The 15,026-nt window shown below is 61.8% G+C and carries 30 protein-coding genes; all 30 read left to right on the top strand.

From position 1 onward, the window contains the following. The coding region (gene tuf, locus D002_RS0100005) for an elongation factor Tu (RefSeq protein ID WP_018139870.1) at nucleotides 1–1,190 on the top strand (1,190 nt) is incomplete at its 5' end. Between the two features lie 5 nt (nucleotides 1,191–1,195). Continuing rightward, on the top strand, nucleotides 1,196–1,507 hold the full coding sequence (rpsJ, locus tag D002_RS0100010; protein WP_018139871.1) for a 30S ribosomal protein S10: 312 nt from the start codon (nucleotides 1,196–1,198) through the stop codon (nucleotides 1,505–1,507). Between the two features lie 110 nt (nucleotides 1,508–1,617). Further along, nucleotides 1,618–2,262 carry a 50S ribosomal protein L3 gene (gene rplC / locus D002_RS0100015; RefSeq protein WP_018139872.1) on the top strand — a complete coding sequence of 215 codons (645 nt, stop codon included), beginning with the start codon at nucleotides 1,618–1,620 and terminating at the stop codon, nucleotides 2,260–2,262. Nucleotides 2,263–2,266: 4 nt separating this feature from the next. Then, nucleotides 2,267–2,872 carry a 50S ribosomal protein L4 gene (rplD, locus tag D002_RS0100020; RefSeq protein ID WP_018139873.1) on the top strand — a complete coding sequence of 202 codons (606 nt, stop codon included), beginning with the start codon at nucleotides 2,267–2,269 and terminating at the stop codon, nucleotides 2,870–2,872. Next, nucleotides 2,869–3,165 carry a 50S ribosomal protein L23 gene (gene rplW / locus D002_RS0100025; RefSeq protein ID WP_018139874.1) on the top strand — a complete coding sequence of 99 codons (297 nt, stop codon included), beginning with the start codon at nucleotides 2,869–2,871 and terminating at the stop codon, nucleotides 3,163–3,165. The genes rplD and rplW overlap by 4 nt, the downstream gene beginning before the upstream one ends. A gap of 2 nt (nucleotides 3,166–3,167) precedes the next feature. Then, the gene (rplB, locus tag D002_RS0100030) at nucleotides 3,168–3,989 is read left to right on the top strand and encodes a 50S ribosomal protein L2 (protein ID WP_018139875.1); all 822 of its coding nucleotides are present in this window, start codon (nucleotides 3,168–3,170) and stop codon (nucleotides 3,987–3,989) included. A 12-nt stretch (nucleotides 3,990–4,001) separates the two neighbouring features. After that, complete coding sequence (gene rpsS / locus D002_RS0100035) at nucleotides 4,002–4,274, top strand: 30S ribosomal protein S19 (RefSeq protein WP_018139876.1); 273 nt, start codon at nucleotides 4,002–4,004, stop codon at nucleotides 4,272–4,274. 9 nt (nucleotides 4,275–4,283) lie between these two features. Then, the gene (gene rplV, locus D002_RS0100040; protein WP_018139877.1) at nucleotides 4,284–4,625 is read left to right on the top strand and encodes a 50S ribosomal protein L22; all 342 of its coding nucleotides are present in this window, start codon (nucleotides 4,284–4,286) and stop codon (nucleotides 4,623–4,625) included. 2 nt (nucleotides 4,626–4,627) lie between these two features. Then, complete coding sequence (rpsC, locus tag D002_RS0100045) at nucleotides 4,628–5,308, top strand: 30S ribosomal protein S3 (protein ID WP_018139878.1); 681 nt, start codon at nucleotides 4,628–4,630, stop codon at nucleotides 5,306–5,308. Nucleotides 5,309–5,318: 10 nt separating this feature from the next. Beyond that, nucleotides 5,319–5,732 (top strand): 50S ribosomal protein L16, encoded by a 414-nt coding sequence (gene rplP / locus D002_RS0100050; RefSeq protein ID WP_017941078.1) that lies wholly within the window; start codon nucleotides 5,319–5,321, stop codon nucleotides 5,730–5,732. Further along, nucleotides 5,732–5,926, top strand: a complete 195-nt coding sequence (rpmC, locus tag D002_RS0100055; protein ID WP_018139879.1) for a 50S ribosomal protein L29 — start codon at nucleotides 5,732–5,734, stop codon at nucleotides 5,924–5,926. The genes rplP and rpmC overlap by 1 nt, the downstream gene beginning before the upstream one ends. A gap of 4 nt (nucleotides 5,927–5,930) precedes the next feature. Next, nucleotides 5,931–6,197: a 30S ribosomal protein S17 gene (gene rpsQ, locus D002_RS0100060; RefSeq protein WP_018139880.1), complete on the top strand. Its 267-nt coding sequence runs from the start codon at nucleotides 5,931–5,933 to the stop codon at nucleotides 6,195–6,197. Nucleotides 6,198–6,219: 22 nt separating this feature from the next. Further along, nucleotides 6,220–6,588, top strand: coding sequence for a 50S ribosomal protein L14 (rplN, locus tag D002_RS0100065; protein WP_017941081.1), 369 nt, complete (start codon nucleotides 6,220–6,222; stop codon nucleotides 6,586–6,588). A 7-nt stretch (nucleotides 6,589–6,595) separates the two neighbouring features. Next, complete coding sequence (gene rplX / locus D002_RS0100070; protein ID WP_018139881.1) at nucleotides 6,596–6,910, top strand: 50S ribosomal protein L24; 315 nt, start codon at nucleotides 6,596–6,598, stop codon at nucleotides 6,908–6,910. Between the two features lie 17 nt (nucleotides 6,911–6,927). Then, nucleotides 6,928–7,467, top strand: a complete 540-nt coding sequence (rplE, locus tag D002_RS0100075) for a 50S ribosomal protein L5 (RefSeq protein WP_018139882.1) — start codon at nucleotides 6,928–6,930, stop codon at nucleotides 7,465–7,467. Nucleotides 7,468–7,482: 15 nt separating this feature from the next. Beyond that, a complete protein-coding gene (gene rpsN, locus D002_RS0100080) occupies nucleotides 7,483–7,788 on the top strand; it encodes a 30S ribosomal protein S14 (RefSeq protein WP_018139883.1) in 306 nt (101 codons plus the stop codon). A 14-nt stretch (nucleotides 7,789–7,802) separates the two neighbouring features. Further along, the gene (gene rpsH, locus D002_RS0100085; protein WP_018139884.1) at nucleotides 7,803–8,195 is read left to right on the top strand and encodes a 30S ribosomal protein S8; all 393 of its coding nucleotides are present in this window, start codon (nucleotides 7,803–7,805) and stop codon (nucleotides 8,193–8,195) included. 10 nt (nucleotides 8,196–8,205) lie between these two features. Continuing rightward, on the top strand, nucleotides 8,206–8,736 hold the full coding sequence (gene rplF / locus D002_RS0100090; protein ID WP_018139885.1) for a 50S ribosomal protein L6: 531 nt from the start codon (nucleotides 8,206–8,208) through the stop codon (nucleotides 8,734–8,736). A 10-nt stretch (nucleotides 8,737–8,746) separates the two neighbouring features. Next, nucleotides 8,747–9,100, top strand: coding sequence for a 50S ribosomal protein L18 (rplR, locus tag D002_RS0100095; protein ID WP_018139886.1), 354 nt, complete (start codon nucleotides 8,747–8,749; stop codon nucleotides 9,098–9,100). 26 nt (nucleotides 9,101–9,126) lie between these two features. After that, nucleotides 9,127–9,633, top strand: a complete 507-nt coding sequence (gene rpsE, locus D002_RS0100100; protein WP_018139887.1) for a 30S ribosomal protein S5 — start codon at nucleotides 9,127–9,129, stop codon at nucleotides 9,631–9,633. Nucleotides 9,634–9,636: 3 nt separating this feature from the next. Then, the gene (gene rpmD, locus D002_RS0100105; RefSeq protein WP_018139888.1) at nucleotides 9,637–9,816 is read left to right on the top strand and encodes a 50S ribosomal protein L30; all 180 of its coding nucleotides are present in this window, start codon (nucleotides 9,637–9,639) and stop codon (nucleotides 9,814–9,816) included. A gap of 2 nt (nucleotides 9,817–9,818) precedes the next feature. After that, nucleotides 9,819–10,250 carry a 50S ribosomal protein L15 gene (rplO, locus tag D002_RS0100110; RefSeq protein ID WP_018139889.1) on the top strand — a complete coding sequence of 144 codons (432 nt, stop codon included), beginning with the start codon at nucleotides 9,819–9,821 and terminating at the stop codon, nucleotides 10,248–10,250. A gap of 3 nt (nucleotides 10,251–10,253) precedes the next feature. Next, nucleotides 10,254–11,600 carry a preprotein translocase subunit SecY gene (gene secY, locus D002_RS0100115; RefSeq protein ID WP_018139890.1) on the top strand — a complete coding sequence of 449 codons (1,347 nt, stop codon included), beginning with the start codon at nucleotides 10,254–10,256 and terminating at the stop codon, nucleotides 11,598–11,600. 15 nt (nucleotides 11,601–11,615) lie between these two features. Further along, a complete protein-coding gene (gene rpmJ / locus D002_RS13185; protein ID WP_018881305.1) occupies nucleotides 11,616–11,729 on the top strand; it encodes a 50S ribosomal protein L36 in 114 nt (37 codons plus the stop codon). 65 nt (nucleotides 11,730–11,794) lie between these two features. Beyond that, a complete protein-coding gene (gene rpsM / locus D002_RS0100120) occupies nucleotides 11,795–12,151 on the top strand; it encodes a 30S ribosomal protein S13 (RefSeq protein WP_018139891.1) in 357 nt (118 codons plus the stop codon). 21 nt (nucleotides 12,152–12,172) lie between these two features. Then, entirely contained in the window at nucleotides 12,173–12,562 is a 390-nt protein-coding gene (gene rpsK / locus D002_RS0100125; protein ID WP_017941093.1) for a 30S ribosomal protein S11, read from the top strand. A 15-nt stretch (nucleotides 12,563–12,577) separates the two neighbouring features. Then, a complete protein-coding gene (rpsD, locus tag D002_RS0100130) occupies nucleotides 12,578–13,198 on the top strand; it encodes a 30S ribosomal protein S4 (protein WP_018139892.1) in 621 nt (206 codons plus the stop codon). Nucleotides 13,199–13,240: 42 nt separating this feature from the next. Then, the gene (locus tag D002_RS0100135; protein ID WP_018139893.1) at nucleotides 13,241–14,230 is read left to right on the top strand and encodes a DNA-directed RNA polymerase subunit alpha; all 990 of its coding nucleotides are present in this window, start codon (nucleotides 13,241–13,243) and stop codon (nucleotides 14,228–14,230) included. 43 nt (nucleotides 14,231–14,273) lie between these two features. Further along, nucleotides 14,274–14,666, top strand: coding sequence for a 50S ribosomal protein L17 (rplQ, locus tag D002_RS0100140; protein ID WP_018139894.1), 393 nt, complete (start codon nucleotides 14,274–14,276; stop codon nucleotides 14,664–14,666). A 168-nt stretch (nucleotides 14,667–14,834) separates the two neighbouring features. Beyond that, nucleotides 14,835–15,026, top strand: a 192-nt coding sequence (locus tag D002_RS13900; protein WP_155996069.1) for a helix-turn-helix domain-containing protein, incomplete at its 3' end; no start/stop codon positions are given.

The raw sequence follows: 15,026 nt of genomic DNA on the forward strand, positions 1-15,026 counted from the left end.
TGTCCAAGGAAAAGTTCGAGCGTAAGAAGCCGCATGTGAATGTGGGAACGATTGGTCATGTGGACCATGGGAAAACGACGCTGACGGCGGCGATGACGACGGTGCTGGGCAAGAAGTACGGAAGTGAAGCCCGGGCGTTTGATCAGATTGACAATGCGCCGGAAGAGAAGGCGCGTGGGATCACGATTGCGACCGCGCACGTGGAATACGAGTCGGATATTCGTCATTACGCGCACGTCGACTGCCCTGGGCACGCGGACTATGTGAAGAACATGATCACGGGTGCGGCGCAGATGGATGGCGCGATCCTGGTGGTGTCGGCGGCCGATGGCCCGATGCCGCAGACCCGCGAGCACATTCTGCTGGCGCGTCAGGTGGGTGTGCCGTACATCGTGGTGTTCCTGAACAAGGCCGACATGGTCGATGATCCGGAGCTGCTGGAGCTGGTCGAGATGGAAGTGCGCGACCTGCTGTCCTCGTACGACTTCCCGGGTGACGACACCCCGGTGATCACTGGTTCGGCGCTGAAGGCGCTGGAAGGTGACGAGAGCGAAGTGGGCGCCCCGGCGATCTACAAGCTGGTCGAGGCGATGGACACCTGGATTCCGGAGCCGGAGCGTGCCGTGGACGGCGCCTTCCTGATGCCGGTGGAAGACGTGTTCTCGATTTCGGGTCGCGGCACGGTGGTGACCGGTCGTATCGAGCGCGGTGTGGTGAAGGTGGGCGAAGAGATCGAGATTGTCGGCATTCGCGATACCCAGAAGACCACGGTCACCGGTGTGGAGATGTTCCGCAAGCTGCTGGACCAGGGCGAAGCGGGCGACAACGTGGGCATCCTGCTGCGTGGTACCAAGCGCGACGACGTGCAGCGTGGTCAGGTGCTGTGCAAGCCGGGTTCGATCACGCCGCACACGCATTTCGAAGCCGAGGTGTACATCCTGGGCAAGGAAGAAGGCGGCCGTCATACGCCGTTTTTCAACGGCTACCGTCCGCAGTTCTACTTCCGCACGACGGACGTGACGGGATCGGTGGAGCTGCCGGAAGGTACCGAGATGGTGATGCCGGGTGACAACGTGAAGATGACGGTGTCCCTGATCAACCCGATCGCGATGGAAGACGGTCTGCGCTTTGCGATCCGCGAAGGCGGCCGCACCGTCGGCGCCGGCGTCGTCTCCAAGATTATTGAGTGAACCAGATGGCTAACCAGCGCATTCGAATTCGTCTCAAAGCCTTTGATCATCGACTGATCGACCGCTCCGCGGCCGAGATCGTCGAGACCGCCAAGCGGACCGGTGCCCGAGTCAAGGGCCCGATCCCGCTGCCGACCAAGCGCGAGGCGTACACCGTCCTGATTTCTCCGCACGTCAACAAAGACGCGCGAGACCAGTACGAGCTGCGTACGCACAAGCGCCTGATGGATATCCTCGATCCGACCGACAAGACCGTGGATGCCCTGATGAAGCTCGATCTGGCCGCAGGCGTCAATGTTCAGATCAGGCTTAACTAACGTTAAATTTTCTGCCATACTATTGGGCTTTCCGTGGCCCGGCGGAATCTTCGCCGGGCCACGGCTTTAGGGCGCTCTTAAGCGCCGTCTGATACGGAAGGGGTTTTGTAATGGCTCTTGGACTCATCGGTCGCAAGCTCGGCATGTCGCGCGTCTTTACGGACGATGGCGTCTCCGTGCCGGTCACGGTGCTGCAGGTGGACAACAATCGCGTGGTCCAGATCAAGCGCACCGAAGGCGACGGCTACAACGCGGTCCAGGTGACGGCGGGCTCGCGCAAGCCGTCCCGGGTAAGCAAGCCGGAAGCCGGCCACTTCGCTGCGGCGTCGGTGGAGCCGGGTCGCGGGCTGTGGGAATTCCGCGTGGAGGAAGCCGATCTCGAAGGGTTGGCCGCCGGTGATGCGATCACCGTCGACCGCTTCGAAGAAGGCCAGACCGTCGACGTGACCTCGCAGAGCAAGGGTAAGGGGTTCCAGGGTGCGGTGAAGCGTCACAACTTCAGCACCCAGGACGCGACCCATGGCAACTCGTTGTCGCACCGCGCTCCGGGCTCCATCGGGCAGAACCAGAGCCCCGGTCGTGTGTTCAAGGGCAAGAAGATGGCCGGCCACATGGGTGCCGAGCGCAAGACCATTCAGAATCTGAAGGTGGTGCGCGTCGACGCCGATCGCAGCCTGGTCCTGGTTCAGGGTGCCGTGCCGGGCGCGCCGAGTACCGACGTGATGATCCGTCCGGCCGTGAAGGCGAAGGGTTAAGACAATGCAAGTAACGACTGCCGATACCGGGGCCAGCGTCGAGCTGTCGCCGGCCTGCTTCGAGCGGGATTTCAACGAATCCCTGGTGCATCAGAGCGTGGTCGCTCAGCTCGCCGGTGCCCGTAGTGGCACGCGCGCCCAGAAGACCCGTGCCCAGGTGAGTGGCGGCGGCATCAAGCCGTTCCGTCAGAAGGGTACGGGCCGCGCCCGCGCCGGCACTATTCGCAGCCCGCTGTGGACCGGGGGCGGCAAGGTGTTCGCTTCGCGCACCCAGGACTTTTCGCAGAAGCTCAATAAGAAGATGTATCGCGCCGCGATGGCCTCGATCCTTTCTGAGCTGGTGCGTCAGGACCGCCTCAAGGTGGTGGCGGGGTTTGCGGTTGAATCCGGCAAGACCCGTGACGGTGTGGCCAAGCTGAAAGAGCTCGGTCTGGTGCGGGGCCTTGTGGTCCTGGCCGAAGAGGATGCCTTGACCGCGCGTGCGCTGGGCAACATCCCGCACGTGGACGCGATCGATGTCAGCGGCGTTAATCCCGCCAACCTGGTTGGGGCCGAAACGGTCGTGATCACGGAAGGCGCCATCCGCAAGCTCGAGGAGTGGCTGGCATGAATTCACGGCTGATGCAGATTATTCAAGGCCCGGTGGTTTCCGAGAAATCGACCAACGCCGGGGAAGTGGGTCAGTACGTGTTTCGCGTGCTGCCGGATGCGAACAAGGCCGAGATCAAGGCTGCGATCGAAAAGCTGTTCGAGGTTCGTGTGCAGCAGGTGCGCACGCTGAACCAGCAGGGCAAGAACAAGCGCTTCGGTCGCCAGTTCGGTCGTCGCAACCACTGGAAGAAGGCCTATGTGGCGCTCGCCGAGGGCGAAAGCATCGATATGGGTGAAGGAGAACAGGTCTAGCCATGGCGATTATCAAGACCAATCCGACGTCTGCTGGGCGCCGCCACGCGGTCAAGATCCGCGGCGAAGGGCTGCACAAGGGCGCGCCGCACGCCGCGCTGGTCGAAAAGCAGACCCGCTCGGGCGGCCGTAACAACTCCGGTCGCATTACCACCCGTCATATCGGCGGTGGGCACAAGCAGCGCTACCGTGTTATCGACTTCAAGCGCAACAAGGATTCGGTGCCGGGCAAGGTTGAGCGCCTGGAATATGATCCGAACCGCAGTGCTCATTTGGCATTGGTACTGTACTCGGACGGCGAACGTCGGTACATTATCGCGCCCCGCGGTCTGAAGCAGGGTGATTCGATCGCCAGCGGTTCGCAGGCCCCCATTCGGGTGGGTAACGCGATGCCCTTGCGTTCGATCCCGGTGGGGACCGTGATTCACTGCATTGAAATGAAGCCGGGCAAGGGCGCTCAGATTGCGCGTTCGGCCGGTGCCTCGGCCCAGGTCGTGGCTCGTGAAGGCACCCACGCAACGATCCGGCTGCGCTCGGGCGAGATGCGCCGCATCCAGTCCGAATGCCGCGCCACGATCGGCGAAGTGGGGAACACGGAACACAGTCTCAAGAAGTTCGGGAAGGCCGGTGCCAAGCGCTGGACGGGTGTACGCCCAACCGTGCGCGGTACCGCCATGAACCCGGTCGACCATCCGCATGGTGGTGGTGAAGGACGCAACTTCGGGCGTCACCCGGTGACCCCGTGGGGCCGTCCGACCAAGGGTTACAAGACCCGTAACAACAAACGTACCGACGGCATGATTGTGCGTCGGCGCAAGAAGTAACGGAGTGCCAGCATGCCGCGTTCACTGAAAAAAGGCCCGTTCGTCGATCACCACCTGCGCAAGAAGGTGGAAGAGGCGCGCGAGAAGAACGATCGCCGGCCGATCAAGACCTGGTCGCGCCGCTCGATGATCATCCCGCAGATGGTGGGGCTCACCCTTGCGGTACACAACGGGCGTCAGCATGTACCGGTGCTGGTCAACGAAAACATGGTCGGCCACAAGCTGGGCGAGTTTGCGTTGACGCGGACCTTCAAGGGTCACATCGCCAACAAGAAGTCGCGCTGAGGACGAACGATGGAGACGATTGCAAAACTGCGCTACGCGCGCATCTCGCCGCAGAAGACGCGGCTGGTCGCCGACCAGGTTCGTGGTATGCGCGTGGAGGAGGCTCTGAATGAGCTGACCTTCAGCCCGAAGAAGCCGGCCGCCATCGTGAAGAAGGTGCTGGAGTCCGCGATTGCCAACGCCGAGAACAACGACGGCGCCGACATCGACGAGCTCCGCATCTCGCGGATCCAGATCGACGAGGGTCCCGTTTTGAAGCGCATGCAGGCGCGGGCCAAGGGTCGCGGCAACCGCATCATGAAGCGCACCAGTCACATCGTGATTGGCGTTAGCGAGAAGGGAGCGAACTAACCATGGGTCAGAAAGTACATCCAACCGGCATCCGGCTGGGCATTTCTCGCCCGTGGTCGGCCACCTGGTACGCGGATGGCCGCGAGTTCGGCGAAACGCTGAACAACGACATCCAGCTGCGCGGGTTTCTGCAGAAGAAGCTTGCCCACGCGTCGGTCAGCCGTATCGCCATCGAACGCCCCGCCAAGGCCGCACATATCACGATTCATACGGCTCGTCCGGGCATCGTGATTGGCAAGAAGGGCGAGGACATCGAGAAGCTGCGCCGGGAAGTGGCCACTGAAACCGGCTTGGACCAGGGCAACGTCAAGATCAACATTGAAGAAGTGCGCAAGCCCGAGATTGAAGCCCAGCTGGTCGCGGAAGGTATCGCGCAGCAGCTGGAGCGACGCATCATGTTCCGGCGCGCCATGAAGCGTGCGGTCGGTAACGCCATGCGCCTTGGCGCTCAGGGCATCAAGGTTCACGTGTCCGGCCGCTTGAACGGCGCCGAGATTGCGCGTTCCGAGTGGTATCGCGAAGGCCGCGTGCCGCTGCACACCCTGCGTGCCGATATCGACTACGGCTTCGCCGAGGCCCGTACGACGTACGGAATCATCGGTGTGAAGGTGTGGATCTTCAAGGGCGAAGTCTTCGGTCTGGAACCGGTCGAAGGGACGCGCGCTGCGGCCAACGCGAGCTAGGACATAGACCATGTTGCAGCCAAAAAGAACGAAATTCCGCAAGCAGTTCAAGGGCCGGAACCGAGGGATGGCCTCGACCGGCGCCAAGGTCAGCTTCGGCGAGTACGGCCTTCAGGCCGTCGAACGCGGTCGGATCACGGCCCGTCAGATTGAGGCGGCCCGGCGTGCGATGGTGCGTCACATCAAGCGTGGCGGGAAGATCTGGATTCGGGTGTTCCCGGACGTGCCGGTGACCAAGAAGCCGCTCGAAGTGCGTATGGGTAAGGGCAAGGGCGGCGTCGAGTATTGGGTCTGCAAGATCCAGCCCGGTCGCGTGCTCTACGAAATGGAAGGCGTGCATGAAGACGTGGCCCGCGAGGCCATGCGTCTGGCCGCTGCCAAGCTCCCGGTCAAGACGGTCTTCACCCGTCGGCAGGTGATGTGATGAAAGCAGAAGAACTCAGAAAGAAGTCGGACGACGATCTGAATCAGGAACTGGAAGCGCTCTACAAGGAGCAGTTCGGTCTCCGTATGCAGAAATCCGTCGGACAGCTCGCGCGACCGGATCGCGTGGGCAAGGTGCGGCGCGAGATCGCGCAGATCAAGACGCTGATGAATGAACGCAGAAGGGCAGGCTAAGAAGATGACCGAAGAAGGTTCCAAGACTCAGCGATCTGTCGTCGGCCGTGTGGTCAGCGACAAGATGGACAAGACCCGCACGGTCCTGGTGGAGCGTCGTGTCCGCCATCCGCTGTACGGCAAGTTCATTCGTCGCAGCACCAAGCTGCACGTCCATGACGAGGAAAATGTCTCGCGCATGGGCGATCGCGTCCGTATCCGTGAATGCCGGCCGGTTTCCAAGCAGAAGCGCTTTGCCCTGATCGAAGTGGTCGGGCAGGACGCGCTCTGACTTGGGCGCCAGGAGATAAGTCATGATTCAAATGCAGACCGTGCTCGAGGCCGCCGACAACAGCGGCGCCCGACGCATCCAGTGCATCAAGGTGCTGGGTGGCTCGCACCGCCGTTACGCTCGTGTGGGCGACGTCATCAAGGTGAGCGTTAAAGACGCGATCCCGCGCGGCAAGGTGAAAAAAGGCGACGTGTACGACGCAGTCGTCGTGCGGACCGCCTCCGGCGTGCGCCGTCCGGATGGCTCGATCATCCGTTTCGACCGCAATGCCGCGGTCCTGCTGAATAACCAGCACCAGCCGATCGGCACCCGTATCTTCGGGCCGGTGACGCGTGAACTGCGAGGGGAGAAGTATATGAAGATCATCTCCCTCGCCCCGGAAGTGCTGTGAGGACGGAATGAACAAGATTCGCAAGGGCGACGATGTCGTCGTGATTGCTGGCAAGGACAAGGGTCGTCGAGGAACCATTATCAAGGTCCTGGGTGGCAAGGTTCTGGTCCAGAACATCAACATGGTGAAGAAGCATCAGAAGCCGAACCCGCAGCAGGGCGTCGGTGGCGGGATCATCGAGAAGGAAATGCCGATCGATATCTCCAATGTGATGGTCTTCAACCCTGCAACCGACAAGGGTGATCGCGTGTCGTTCAAGACCCTGGAAGACGGCCGCAAGGTGCGTGTCTTCCGCTCGAACGGCGAGGTCGTGGACGCATAACGCGGGACGGACGGTTTATGGAACGCTTGAGAGAAAAATACGAATCCAACGTGAAACAGGCGCTGCGCGAGCAGTTCAGCTATGCCAACGTGATGGAGATCCCGCGCATCACCAAGGTCACCCTGAACATGGGTCTGGGTGATGCCGTGGCGGACAAGAAGGTGATCGAGCACGCGGTCAGCGACATGACGGCGATCGCCGGGCAAAAGCCGGTGGTCACCAAGGCGCGCAAGTCCATCGCGGGCTTTAAGATTCGTGACGATTACCCGATCGGCTGCAAGGTGACCCTGCGCCGCCGGCAGATGTACGAGTTTCTGGATCGCCTGATCAACGTGGCGCTGCCGCGCGTTCGCGACTTCCGCGGTTTTTCCGCGAAGGCGTTTGACGGCCGTGGTAACTACAGCCTGGGCATCAAGGAACAGATCATCTTCCCGGAGATCGATTACGACCGTGTCGACAAGCTGCGCGGCATGGATATCACGATTACAACCAGCGCAAAGACGGATGCGGAAGCCAAGGCCCTTTTGGAGGCCTTCCAGTTCCCGTTCCGGCAGTAGAAGAGGTAGGCGCACATGGCGAAGGTATCGATGCTCGAGCGCGAAAAAAAGCGCGCACGACTGGTGAACAAGTACGCGGCCAAGCGGGCCGAACTCAAGGCGATCCTGGTGGATGACACCAAGTCGTCTGAAGAGCGTCTCGCGGCCATGCATGCGCTGCAGAAACTGCCGCGCGATTCGTCGCGAGTGCGGCAAACGAACCGCTGTGGCGTGACCGGCCGGCCGAAGGGCTACTATCGCCGGTTTGGCCTCGGGCGCAACAAGCTTCGGGAACACGCCATGAAGGGCGAGATTCCGGGCCTGCGCAAGGCGAGCTGGTAAGGAGATTTGAAGCGATGATGACCGATCCGATTTCCGACATGCTCACTCGCGTGCGCAATGCGCAGCGTGCGAACAAAGAGCAGGTCGCTATTCCCTACAGCAAGGCCAAGGAGCGCATCCTTAAGGTCTTCGCGGATGAGGGCTACGTGGGCGACATCCAGGTCGAGGGTGAAGCGGCCCAGAAAAAGCTCGTGGTTCGCCTGAAATATTTCGAGGGCCGGCCGGTCATCGAGTCCGTCGATCGGATCTCCCGTCCGGGGCTGCGGATCTACCGCGGGAAGGATGAGCTTCCGCGGATCAACGCGGGGCTCGGTGTCGCGGTGATTTCCACGCCGCAGGGTGTCATGAGTGACCGCGCTGCCCGGGCCGCTGGCCAGGGTGGCGAAGTCCTCTGCAAGATTTACTGAGGAATCAGCCATGTCGCGCATTGCAAATCTGCCGATCAAGCTGCCCAACGGCGTCTCCGTCGAGCAGTCGGACAGCGAGATCAAGATCAAGGGCCCGAAGGGCGAGCTTCAGCTCACCTGCCCCGAGGCGGTGCTGGTCACCGTCGAGGAAGGCGTGGTCCGTGTGAAAGCCGCCGAGAACGCGAAGAACGTGGCGCTGGCCGGTACGATTCGCGCGTTGCTGGGCAACCACGTCCACGGCGTTAGTGAAGGATTCGAACGGGCGCTGGAGCTGGTCGGTGTTGGGTATCGCGCCCAGATGCAGGGCGCGAAGCTGAACCTGACGTTGGGCTACTCGCACCCGATCAACTTCGAGATCCCGGAAGGGGTCACGGTCGAGACGCCGACCCCGACCGAGGTCGTGGTCAAGGGAACGGATCGCCAGAAGGTGGGGCAGGTGGCTGCGAATATTCGCGCCTTCCGCCCGCCGGAGCCCTACAAGGGCAAGGGCGTGAAGTACAAAGACGAGCGCATTGTGCGCAAAGAAGCCAAGAAGAAGTAGGTAGGCACCAGTGGACAAGAAAGAGGCCAGACTTAAGAGGGCGCGTCGCGCACGGTTCAAGATCCGTGAGCTGGGGGTGCATCGTCTCTGTATCCACCGGACGCCGCGCCACATGTACGCGCAGATCATTGCGCCGTCCGGCGACGCGGTGTTGGCCGCGGCGTCGACGGTTGAGAAGGATCTGAAGAATGCCGGCGGTTCGACCGGTAACACGGACGCCGCTGCCCGAGTGGGTCAGGCGATCGCTGAACGTGCGCGTAAAGCCGGCATTGAACAGGTCGCGTTTGACCGCGCGGGCTTTCGTTATCACGGGCGAGTGAAGGCTTTGGCCGACGCCGCACGTGAAAACGGCCTGCAGTTCTAGTCAAACGGGATCGAGCGGAGAAAGAAATGGCACGTAACGATGTAAGCGAAGCGCAAGACGGCCTGCAGGAAAAACTGATCGGCGTGAACCGCGTGGCCAAGGTGGTCAAGGGCGGCCGCCAGTTCCGGTTTGCCGCATTGACCGTGGTCGGTGACGGCGAAGGCCGTGTCGGCTATGGCTATGCCAAGGCGCGGGAAGTGCCGGCGGCCATCCAGAAGGCGATGCAACAAGCGCGCATGGAAATGCGCGACGTCTCGCTGACCGACGGGACCCTGCATTACGCAGTCAATGGCCATCATGGCGCGGCGAATGTGTACATGCAGCCGGCGTCCGAAGGTACCGGGATTATTGCCGGGGGTGCGATGCGTGCCGTGCTTGAAGTGGCCGGCGTGCGCAACGTGCTGGCCAAATGCGTCGGCTCGCGCAACCCGATTAACGTCGTGCAGGCGACCATCGACGGGCTCACTGCGGTGAGTTCGCCGGATCGGGTTGCTGCCAAGCGCGGCAAGACCGTTGACGAAGTGACGAGCTAAGCCATGAGCAAGCTGAAATTGACCCTGGTACGCAGCACCGCAGGCCGCATCGCCTCTCACAAGGCGTGCGTGCGAGGCCTGGGGCTGCGCAAGACCCACAGCACTTCGACGATCGAGGCCACTCCCGAGAATATGGGGATGGTCAACAAGGTGTCGTACCTGCTTAAGGTAGAGGAAGTCTAACCATGCGACTGAATGAGATTGCGAGCCCCGACGGCGCCCGGAAGCCGGCGAAGCGCCGCGGCCGTGGTATCGGCTCGGGTCTGGGTAAGACCGGTGGCCGTGGCCACAAGGGCCAGAAGTCGCGGTCCGGCGGCTTCACCAAGGTCGGCTTCGAGGGTGGTCAGATGCCCTTGCAGCGTCGTCTGCCGAAGGTGGGTTTCCGTTCCCGCAAGCAGCGCTATGCCGCCGAGGTTCGCCTCAGTGAACTGGCCAAGGTCGACGGTGACGTGACCCTGGAAAGCCTGAAGGCCGCCGGCGTGGTGCGCAGTGATGTCCAGAGCGCCAAGATCTTCGCCTCGGGCGAAGTGTCGAAGGCCTGCACCGTTAAGGGTGTGGGTGTGACCAAAGGCGCGCGGGCGGCGATTGAAGCCGCTGGCGGGAGCGTTGAGGCGTAAATAATGGCGCGTGGAGCGACAGCACGTTCCGGTGGCGGACTCACCGGCTTTACCGAGTTACGCCAACGCTTGCTGTTCGTGCTGGGCGCTCTGGTGGTCTACCGGATCGGTACCTTTATCCCGGTGCCGGGGATCAATCCGGTGGCTGTTTCGCAATTCTTCGAACAGCAAAGCGGCACCATCCTGGACATGTTCAACATGTTCTCCGGGGGAGCGCTGGAACGGTTGTCGATCTTCGCTCTGGGCGTAATGCCCTATATCTCGGCGGCGATCATTATGCAGTTGCTGGCGGCGACGGTACCTGCCTTGCAACAGCTGAAGAAGGAGGGCGAGCAAGGCCGGCGCAAGATTACGCAGTACACGCGCTACGGGACCGTCGCGCTGGCGTTGTTCCAGAGTATTGGGATTGGGATCGCGCTGAATGGGCAGACTATTCAGGGCATGCCGATGGCGTTGAATCCCGGGTTCATCTTCATCTTTACGGTGGTGGTGTCGCTGGTGACGGGGACCCTGTTCTTGATGTGGCTCGGTGAGCAGATTACCGAGCGCGGCATCGGCAACGGGATCTCGATCATCATCTTCGCCGGTATCGTGGCGGGTCTTCCGGGCGCCATCGGTGGAACCCTGGAGCTGGCGCGCACCGGCGAGTTGGCGGCGGCGTTCGTGGTGATCCTGATCGTCCTGGCCCTGGCGGTGACGGCCTTCGTGGTATTCGTGGAGCGCGGGCAGCGTCGCGTAACGATCAATTACGCGAAGCGCCAGGTGGGGCGGAAGATGGTCGGTGGCCAGTCGTCGCACCTGCCGTTGAAGCTCAACATGGCTGGTGTGATCCCGCCGATCTTCGCATCGAGTATCATTCTGTTCCCGTCGACCCTGGGGCAGTGGTTTGGCCAGGCCGAAGGAATGGATTGGCTGCGCGAGATTTCGACGACGTTGGCGCCAGGTCAGCCGCTGTACGTGATGTTCTATGCAGCCGCGATCATCTTTTTCTGTTTCTTCTATACCGCGCTGGTATTCAACTCGCGGGATACAGCGGAAAATCTGAAAAAGCAGGGCGCGTTCATCCCGGGGATTCGGCCGGGCGTGCAAACGGAACGATTCATCGATGGGGTCATGACCCGGTTGACAGCGGTCGGGGCGGTGTACATCACCGCGGTTTGCCTGCTTCCCGAGTTCCTGATCCTGTACTGGAATGTGCCTTTCTACTTTGGCGGGACGTCGCTGCTGATCATTGTGATCGTGGTCATGGACTTCATGGCGCAGCTGCAGTCGCACCTGGTGTCGCACCAGTACGAAGGCTTGATGAAGAAAGCGAATCTGAAGGGTTTCGGCGGGACCGGGATCCGGTAGACCAGGAGAAAGACCATGAAAGTACGTGCATCTGTAAAGCCGATCTGCCGGAACTGCAAAGTTATTCGGCGGAACGGGGTGGTGCGGGTGATCTGTTCGGATGCCCGCCACAAGCAACGTCAAGGCTGAACTTGGCGTAACGGATATTCATTGCTACTATAGCCGGCTTTGCCGGATTTAGATGGAGAGGTTGGATGGCTCGCGTCGCTGGAATCAATATTCCTGACCAGAAGCACACGGTAATCGCGCTGACCGCGATCTATGGCATTGGCCCGACTCGGGCTGGCCTGATCTGCGATGGAGCGGGTGTGCGTCGGGACATCAAGGTGCGGGATCTGACCGATGCCGAAGTCGATGCACTGCGCGCCCAGATCGACAAGATTCCCGTGGAAGGGGATCTGCGCCGAGAGGTCAGCATGAACATCAAGCGGCTGATGGACCTCGGCTGCTACCGTGGCGTGCGCCACCGCCGCGGCCTCCCGCTGCGCGGTCAGCAGACGCAGACGAACGCTCGCACCCGGAAGGGTCCGCGGCGTCCGATTCGCAAGTAATCAGACTGGGATTTCAGGTACATGGCACAAGCGCAAACTCGGACCAAGAAAAAGGTCCGCAAGAATATCGCCGAGGGCGTGGCTCACGTGTATGCCACGTTCAACAACACCATCATTACGATCACTGATCGGCAGGGCAACACGATCAGCTGGGCCACCTCGGGTGGGTCCGGCTTCCGTGGCTCCCGCAAGTCGACCCCGTTCGCGGCTCAGATTGCCGCCGAACGTGCCGGGACGACGGCGGCCGAGCACGGCGTGAAGAACCTCGACGTGATGGTGCGCGGTCCGGGCCCGGGTCGCGAGTCGGCGGTACGTGCGCTGAACAATGCCGGGTTCAAGATCACGAATATCAGTGACGTGACCCCGATCCCTCACAACGGCTGCCGGCCGCCCAAGAAACGCCGCGTTTAAGGCTGGAGTTCAAGAATGGCTCGTTACATTGGACCGAAATGCAAGCTCAGCCGCCGCGAAGGCGTCGATCTGGGCCTGAAGAGCGGCGCTCGCGCGCTGGAAACCAAGTGCAAGCTGGACAAGCCGCCGGGTCAACACGGCGAACGTCGTACCCGTTTGTCCGATTACGCCGTGCAGCTGCGCGAGAAGCAGAAGCTGCGCCGTATCTACGGCGTGCTGGAGAAGCAGTTCCGCAACTATTACAAGAAGGCCGCGCAGCGCAAGGGCTCCACGGGTGAGAACCTGTTGAAGCTGCTGGAAGGCCGTCTCGATAACGTGGTCTATCGCATGGGCTTCGGCTCCACGCGTTCCGAGGCCCGTCAGCTGGTTGCGCACCGCGCGATCCAGGTGAACGGCCAGGTGGTCAATATTGCGGCCTACCAGGTGCAGCCTTCGGACGTGGTTACCGTGCGTGAGAAGGCCCGTAAGCAGGTCCGTATTCAGGACGCGATGACCCTGGCCGAGCAGAGCGGATTCCCGAGCTGGATTGAAGTCGATACCAGCAAGTTTGAGGGGACGTTCAAGGCAGTTCCGGATCGTTCCGAGCTGCCTGCCGACATCAACGAGTCGCTCGTCGTCGAGCTGTACTCGAAGTAATCGTACGTTTTAGTCGCCAGCGACCCGGCGCCAGGAGTCACAATGCAGTCCAACGAACTGGTCAAGAAACAGCAGATCGAGGTCGAAGCCGAGAACCGGAATCAGGCCAAGGTTGCGCTCGAGCCGCTCGAGCGCGGCTTCGGGCACACGCTGGGCAACGCCCTGCGCCGTGTTTTGCTTTCGTCCATTCCGGGCGCGGCGATCGTCGAGGCCCGCATCGAAGGTGTGCTGCACGAATACACCACGATCGAGGGTGTTCAGGAAGACGTCGTCGACATCCTGCTGAATCTGAAGGGTGTGGCGCTGCGCATGCATGCGCGCGATGAATCGAACCTGACCCTAAAGAAGAAGGGTCCGTGTGTCGTGACCGCGGGTGATATTCAGGTCGATCACGATGTCGAGGTGGTGAACCCCGAACACGTGATCGCGACCATCACCAAGAACGTGGAACTGGACATGACGCTTCAGGCCCGCGCCGGTCGTGGCTACGAGCCGGTGAGCGCCCGTCGCAAGGCCGAGGGCGGGGATGACACCGGGATCGGTCGACTGCTGCTGGATGCCAGCTTCAGCCCGATCCGCCGAGTGTCCTATCGCGTTGAAAGCGCGCGCCTGGCTCAGCGGACCGATATGGATCGCCTGGTACTGGAACTCGAAACCAACGGTGCGATTGCCCCTGACGATGCCGTGCGGCAGGCCGCCACGATTCTGCAGGGCCAGTTGGCCCCGTTCGTGGATCTTCAGGAAGAGACGGGCGAAGTCGTCGGTGCTGCGGGTGGTGCGATCGATCCGGTGTTGCTGCGCCCGGTCGACGAGCTCGAACTCACCGTGCGTTCGGCGAACTGCCTGAAGGCCGAGAACCTGTACTACATTGGTGATCTGGTGCAGCGCACCGAGGTTGAGCTGCTGCGAGCCCCGAATCTGGGCAAAAAGTCGCTTACCGAGATCAAGGACACGCTGGCGACCCACGGGCTGTCGCTCGGCATGCGTCTCGAGAACTGGCCGCCGCCGGGTCTGCGCGACGACAACGAGTAATCACGGCGCCCCGCGCCCATCGTTTTTCTAGAGGAAGCCTCTCATGCGTCATCGTCATTCCGGCCGTCAGCTGAACCGCAACAGTTCGCACCGCAAGGCCATGTTTCAGGCCCTGTCCGTGGCTCTGTTCCGGCACGAGCTGATCAAGACCACGCTGCCCAAGGCGAAGGAACTGCGTCGTGTGGCCGAGCCGCTGATCACCCTGGCGAAGGAAGACAGCGTGCACGGCCGACGTACTGCTTTTGCCCGCCTGCGTGACAAAGAGATCGTGGGCAAGCTGTTCAGTGAGCTGGGCCCGCGCTACCAGCAGCGCCCCGGTGGGTACTTGCGCATCCTCAAGTGCGGCAACCGTCCTGGTGACAACGCCCCGATGGCGTATGTCGAGCTGGTGGACCGCCCGGAAGACACCGAGGTGAAAGAGGACGAAGCGGCCTGAGGTCGCGGAATTCCTCTCGATAGATCTGCCCCGAATCAAGGGCGGAGCAAAAGCCGGCCTAGCGCCGGCTTTTTTGTGGCTAGGTGTGATCTCTCAATAGGTTGTCCACGGGACGACTCCGAAGGATGCTGAGTTTGCGGACTGAGCCATTCCCAAGGAGGACGCCCCGTGAACCTTCACCAAAATGCCTTAATGGGCCCCCGCGGTCGAGAGCGGATGGCTCGTCTGGTCGTGGATCACGGCCAGAGCCTTCGGGCCACGGCCCGCGCCGTTGGCGTGGATCCGAAGACCGTGCAGCGCTGGGTCCAGCGGTTCCAGGAGGCGGGCCGTTCAGGTCTTGTGGACCGTTCGTCCCGGCCG

The organism is Thioalkalivibrio sp. ALJ7 (assembly GCF_000376865.1).
In the GTDB taxonomy this organism is placed as follows: Bacteria; Pseudomonadota; Gammaproteobacteria; order Ectothiorhodospirales; family Ectothiorhodospiraceae; genus Thioalkalivibrio.

Bases quoted from the DNA above. Each gene is read 5' to 3' on its own strand.
- rplD (WP_018139873.1), top strand. From the start codon at position 2,267: ATGCAAGTAACGACTGCCGATACCGGGGCCAGCGTCGAGCTGTCGCCG.
- rpsH (WP_018139884.1), top strand. From the start codon at position 7,803: ATGATGACCGATCCGATTTCCGACATGCTCACTCGCGTGCGCAATGCG.
- rpsS (WP_018139876.1), top strand. From the start codon at position 4,002: ATGCCGCGTTCACTGAAAAAAGGCCCGTTCGTCGATCACCACCTGCGC.
- rpsM (WP_018139891.1), top strand. From the start codon at position 11,795: ATGGCTCGCGTCGCTGGAATCAATATTCCTGACCAGAAGCACACGGTA.
- rpsQ (WP_018139880.1), top strand. From the start codon at position 5,931: ATGACCGAAGAAGGTTCCAAGACTCAGCGATCTGTCGTCGGCCGTGTG.
- rpmD (WP_018139888.1), top strand. From the start codon at position 9,637: ATGAGCAAGCTGAAATTGACCCTGGTACGCAGCACCGCAGGCCGCATC.
- rplE (WP_018139882.1), top strand. From the start codon at position 6,928: ATGGAACGCTTGAGAGAAAAATACGAATCCAACGTGAAACAGGCGCTG.
- rplF (WP_018139885.1), top strand. From the start codon at position 8,206: ATGTCGCGCATTGCAAATCTGCCGATCAAGCTGCCCAACGGCGTCTCC.
- rplO (WP_018139889.1), top strand. From the start codon at position 9,819: ATGCGACTGAATGAGATTGCGAGCCCCGACGGCGCCCGGAAGCCGGCG.
- rpmJ (WP_018881305.1), top strand. From the start codon at position 11,616: ATGAAAGTACGTGCATCTGTAAAGCCGATCTGCCGGAACTGCAAAGTT.
- rplV (WP_018139877.1), top strand. From the start codon at position 4,284: ATGGAGACGATTGCAAAACTGCGCTACGCGCGCATCTCGCCGCAGAAG.
- rpsC (WP_018139878.1), top strand. From the start codon at position 4,628: ATGGGTCAGAAAGTACATCCAACCGGCATCCGGCTGGGCATTTCTCGC.
- rplX (WP_018139881.1), top strand. From the start codon at position 6,596: ATGAACAAGATTCGCAAGGGCGACGATGTCGTCGTGATTGCTGGCAAG.
- rplC (WP_018139872.1), top strand. From the start codon at position 1,618: ATGGCTCTTGGACTCATCGGTCGCAAGCTCGGCATGTCGCGCGTCTTT.
- rplN (WP_017941081.1), top strand. From the start codon at position 6,220: ATGATTCAAATGCAGACCGTGCTCGAGGCCGCCGACAACAGCGGCGCC.
- secY (WP_018139890.1), top strand. From the start codon at position 10,254: ATGGCGCGTGGAGCGACAGCACGTTCCGGTGGCGGACTCACCGGCTTT.
- rpsD (WP_018139892.1), top strand. From the start codon at position 12,578: ATGGCTCGTTACATTGGACCGAAATGCAAGCTCAGCCGCCGCGAAGGC.
- rplP (WP_017941078.1), top strand. From the start codon at position 5,319: ATGTTGCAGCCAAAAAGAACGAAATTCCGCAAGCAGTTCAAGGGCCGG.
- rpsK (WP_017941093.1), top strand. From the start codon at position 12,173: ATGGCACAAGCGCAAACTCGGACCAAGAAAAAGGTCCGCAAGAATATC.
- rpsE (WP_018139887.1), top strand. From the start codon at position 9,127: ATGGCACGTAACGATGTAAGCGAAGCGCAAGACGGCCTGCAGGAAAAA.
- rpmC (WP_018139879.1), top strand. From the start codon at position 5,732: ATGAAAGCAGAAGAACTCAGAAAGAAGTCGGACGACGATCTGAATCAG.
- rpsN (WP_018139883.1), top strand. From the start codon at position 7,483: ATGGCGAAGGTATCGATGCTCGAGCGCGAAAAAAAGCGCGCACGACTG.
- rplW (WP_018139874.1), top strand. From the start codon at position 2,869: ATGAATTCACGGCTGATGCAGATTATTCAAGGCCCGGTGGTTTCCGAG.
- rpsJ (WP_018139871.1), top strand. From the start codon at position 1,196: ATGGCTAACCAGCGCATTCGAATTCGTCTCAAAGCCTTTGATCATCGA.
- rplQ (WP_018139894.1), top strand. From the start codon at position 14,274: ATGCGTCATCGTCATTCCGGCCGTCAGCTGAACCGCAACAGTTCGCAC.
- rplB (WP_018139875.1), top strand. From the start codon at position 3,168: ATGGCGATTATCAAGACCAATCCGACGTCTGCTGGGCGCCGCCACGCG.
- D002_RS0100135 (WP_018139893.1), top strand. From the start codon at position 13,241: ATGCAGTCCAACGAACTGGTCAAGAAACAGCAGATCGAGGTCGAAGCC.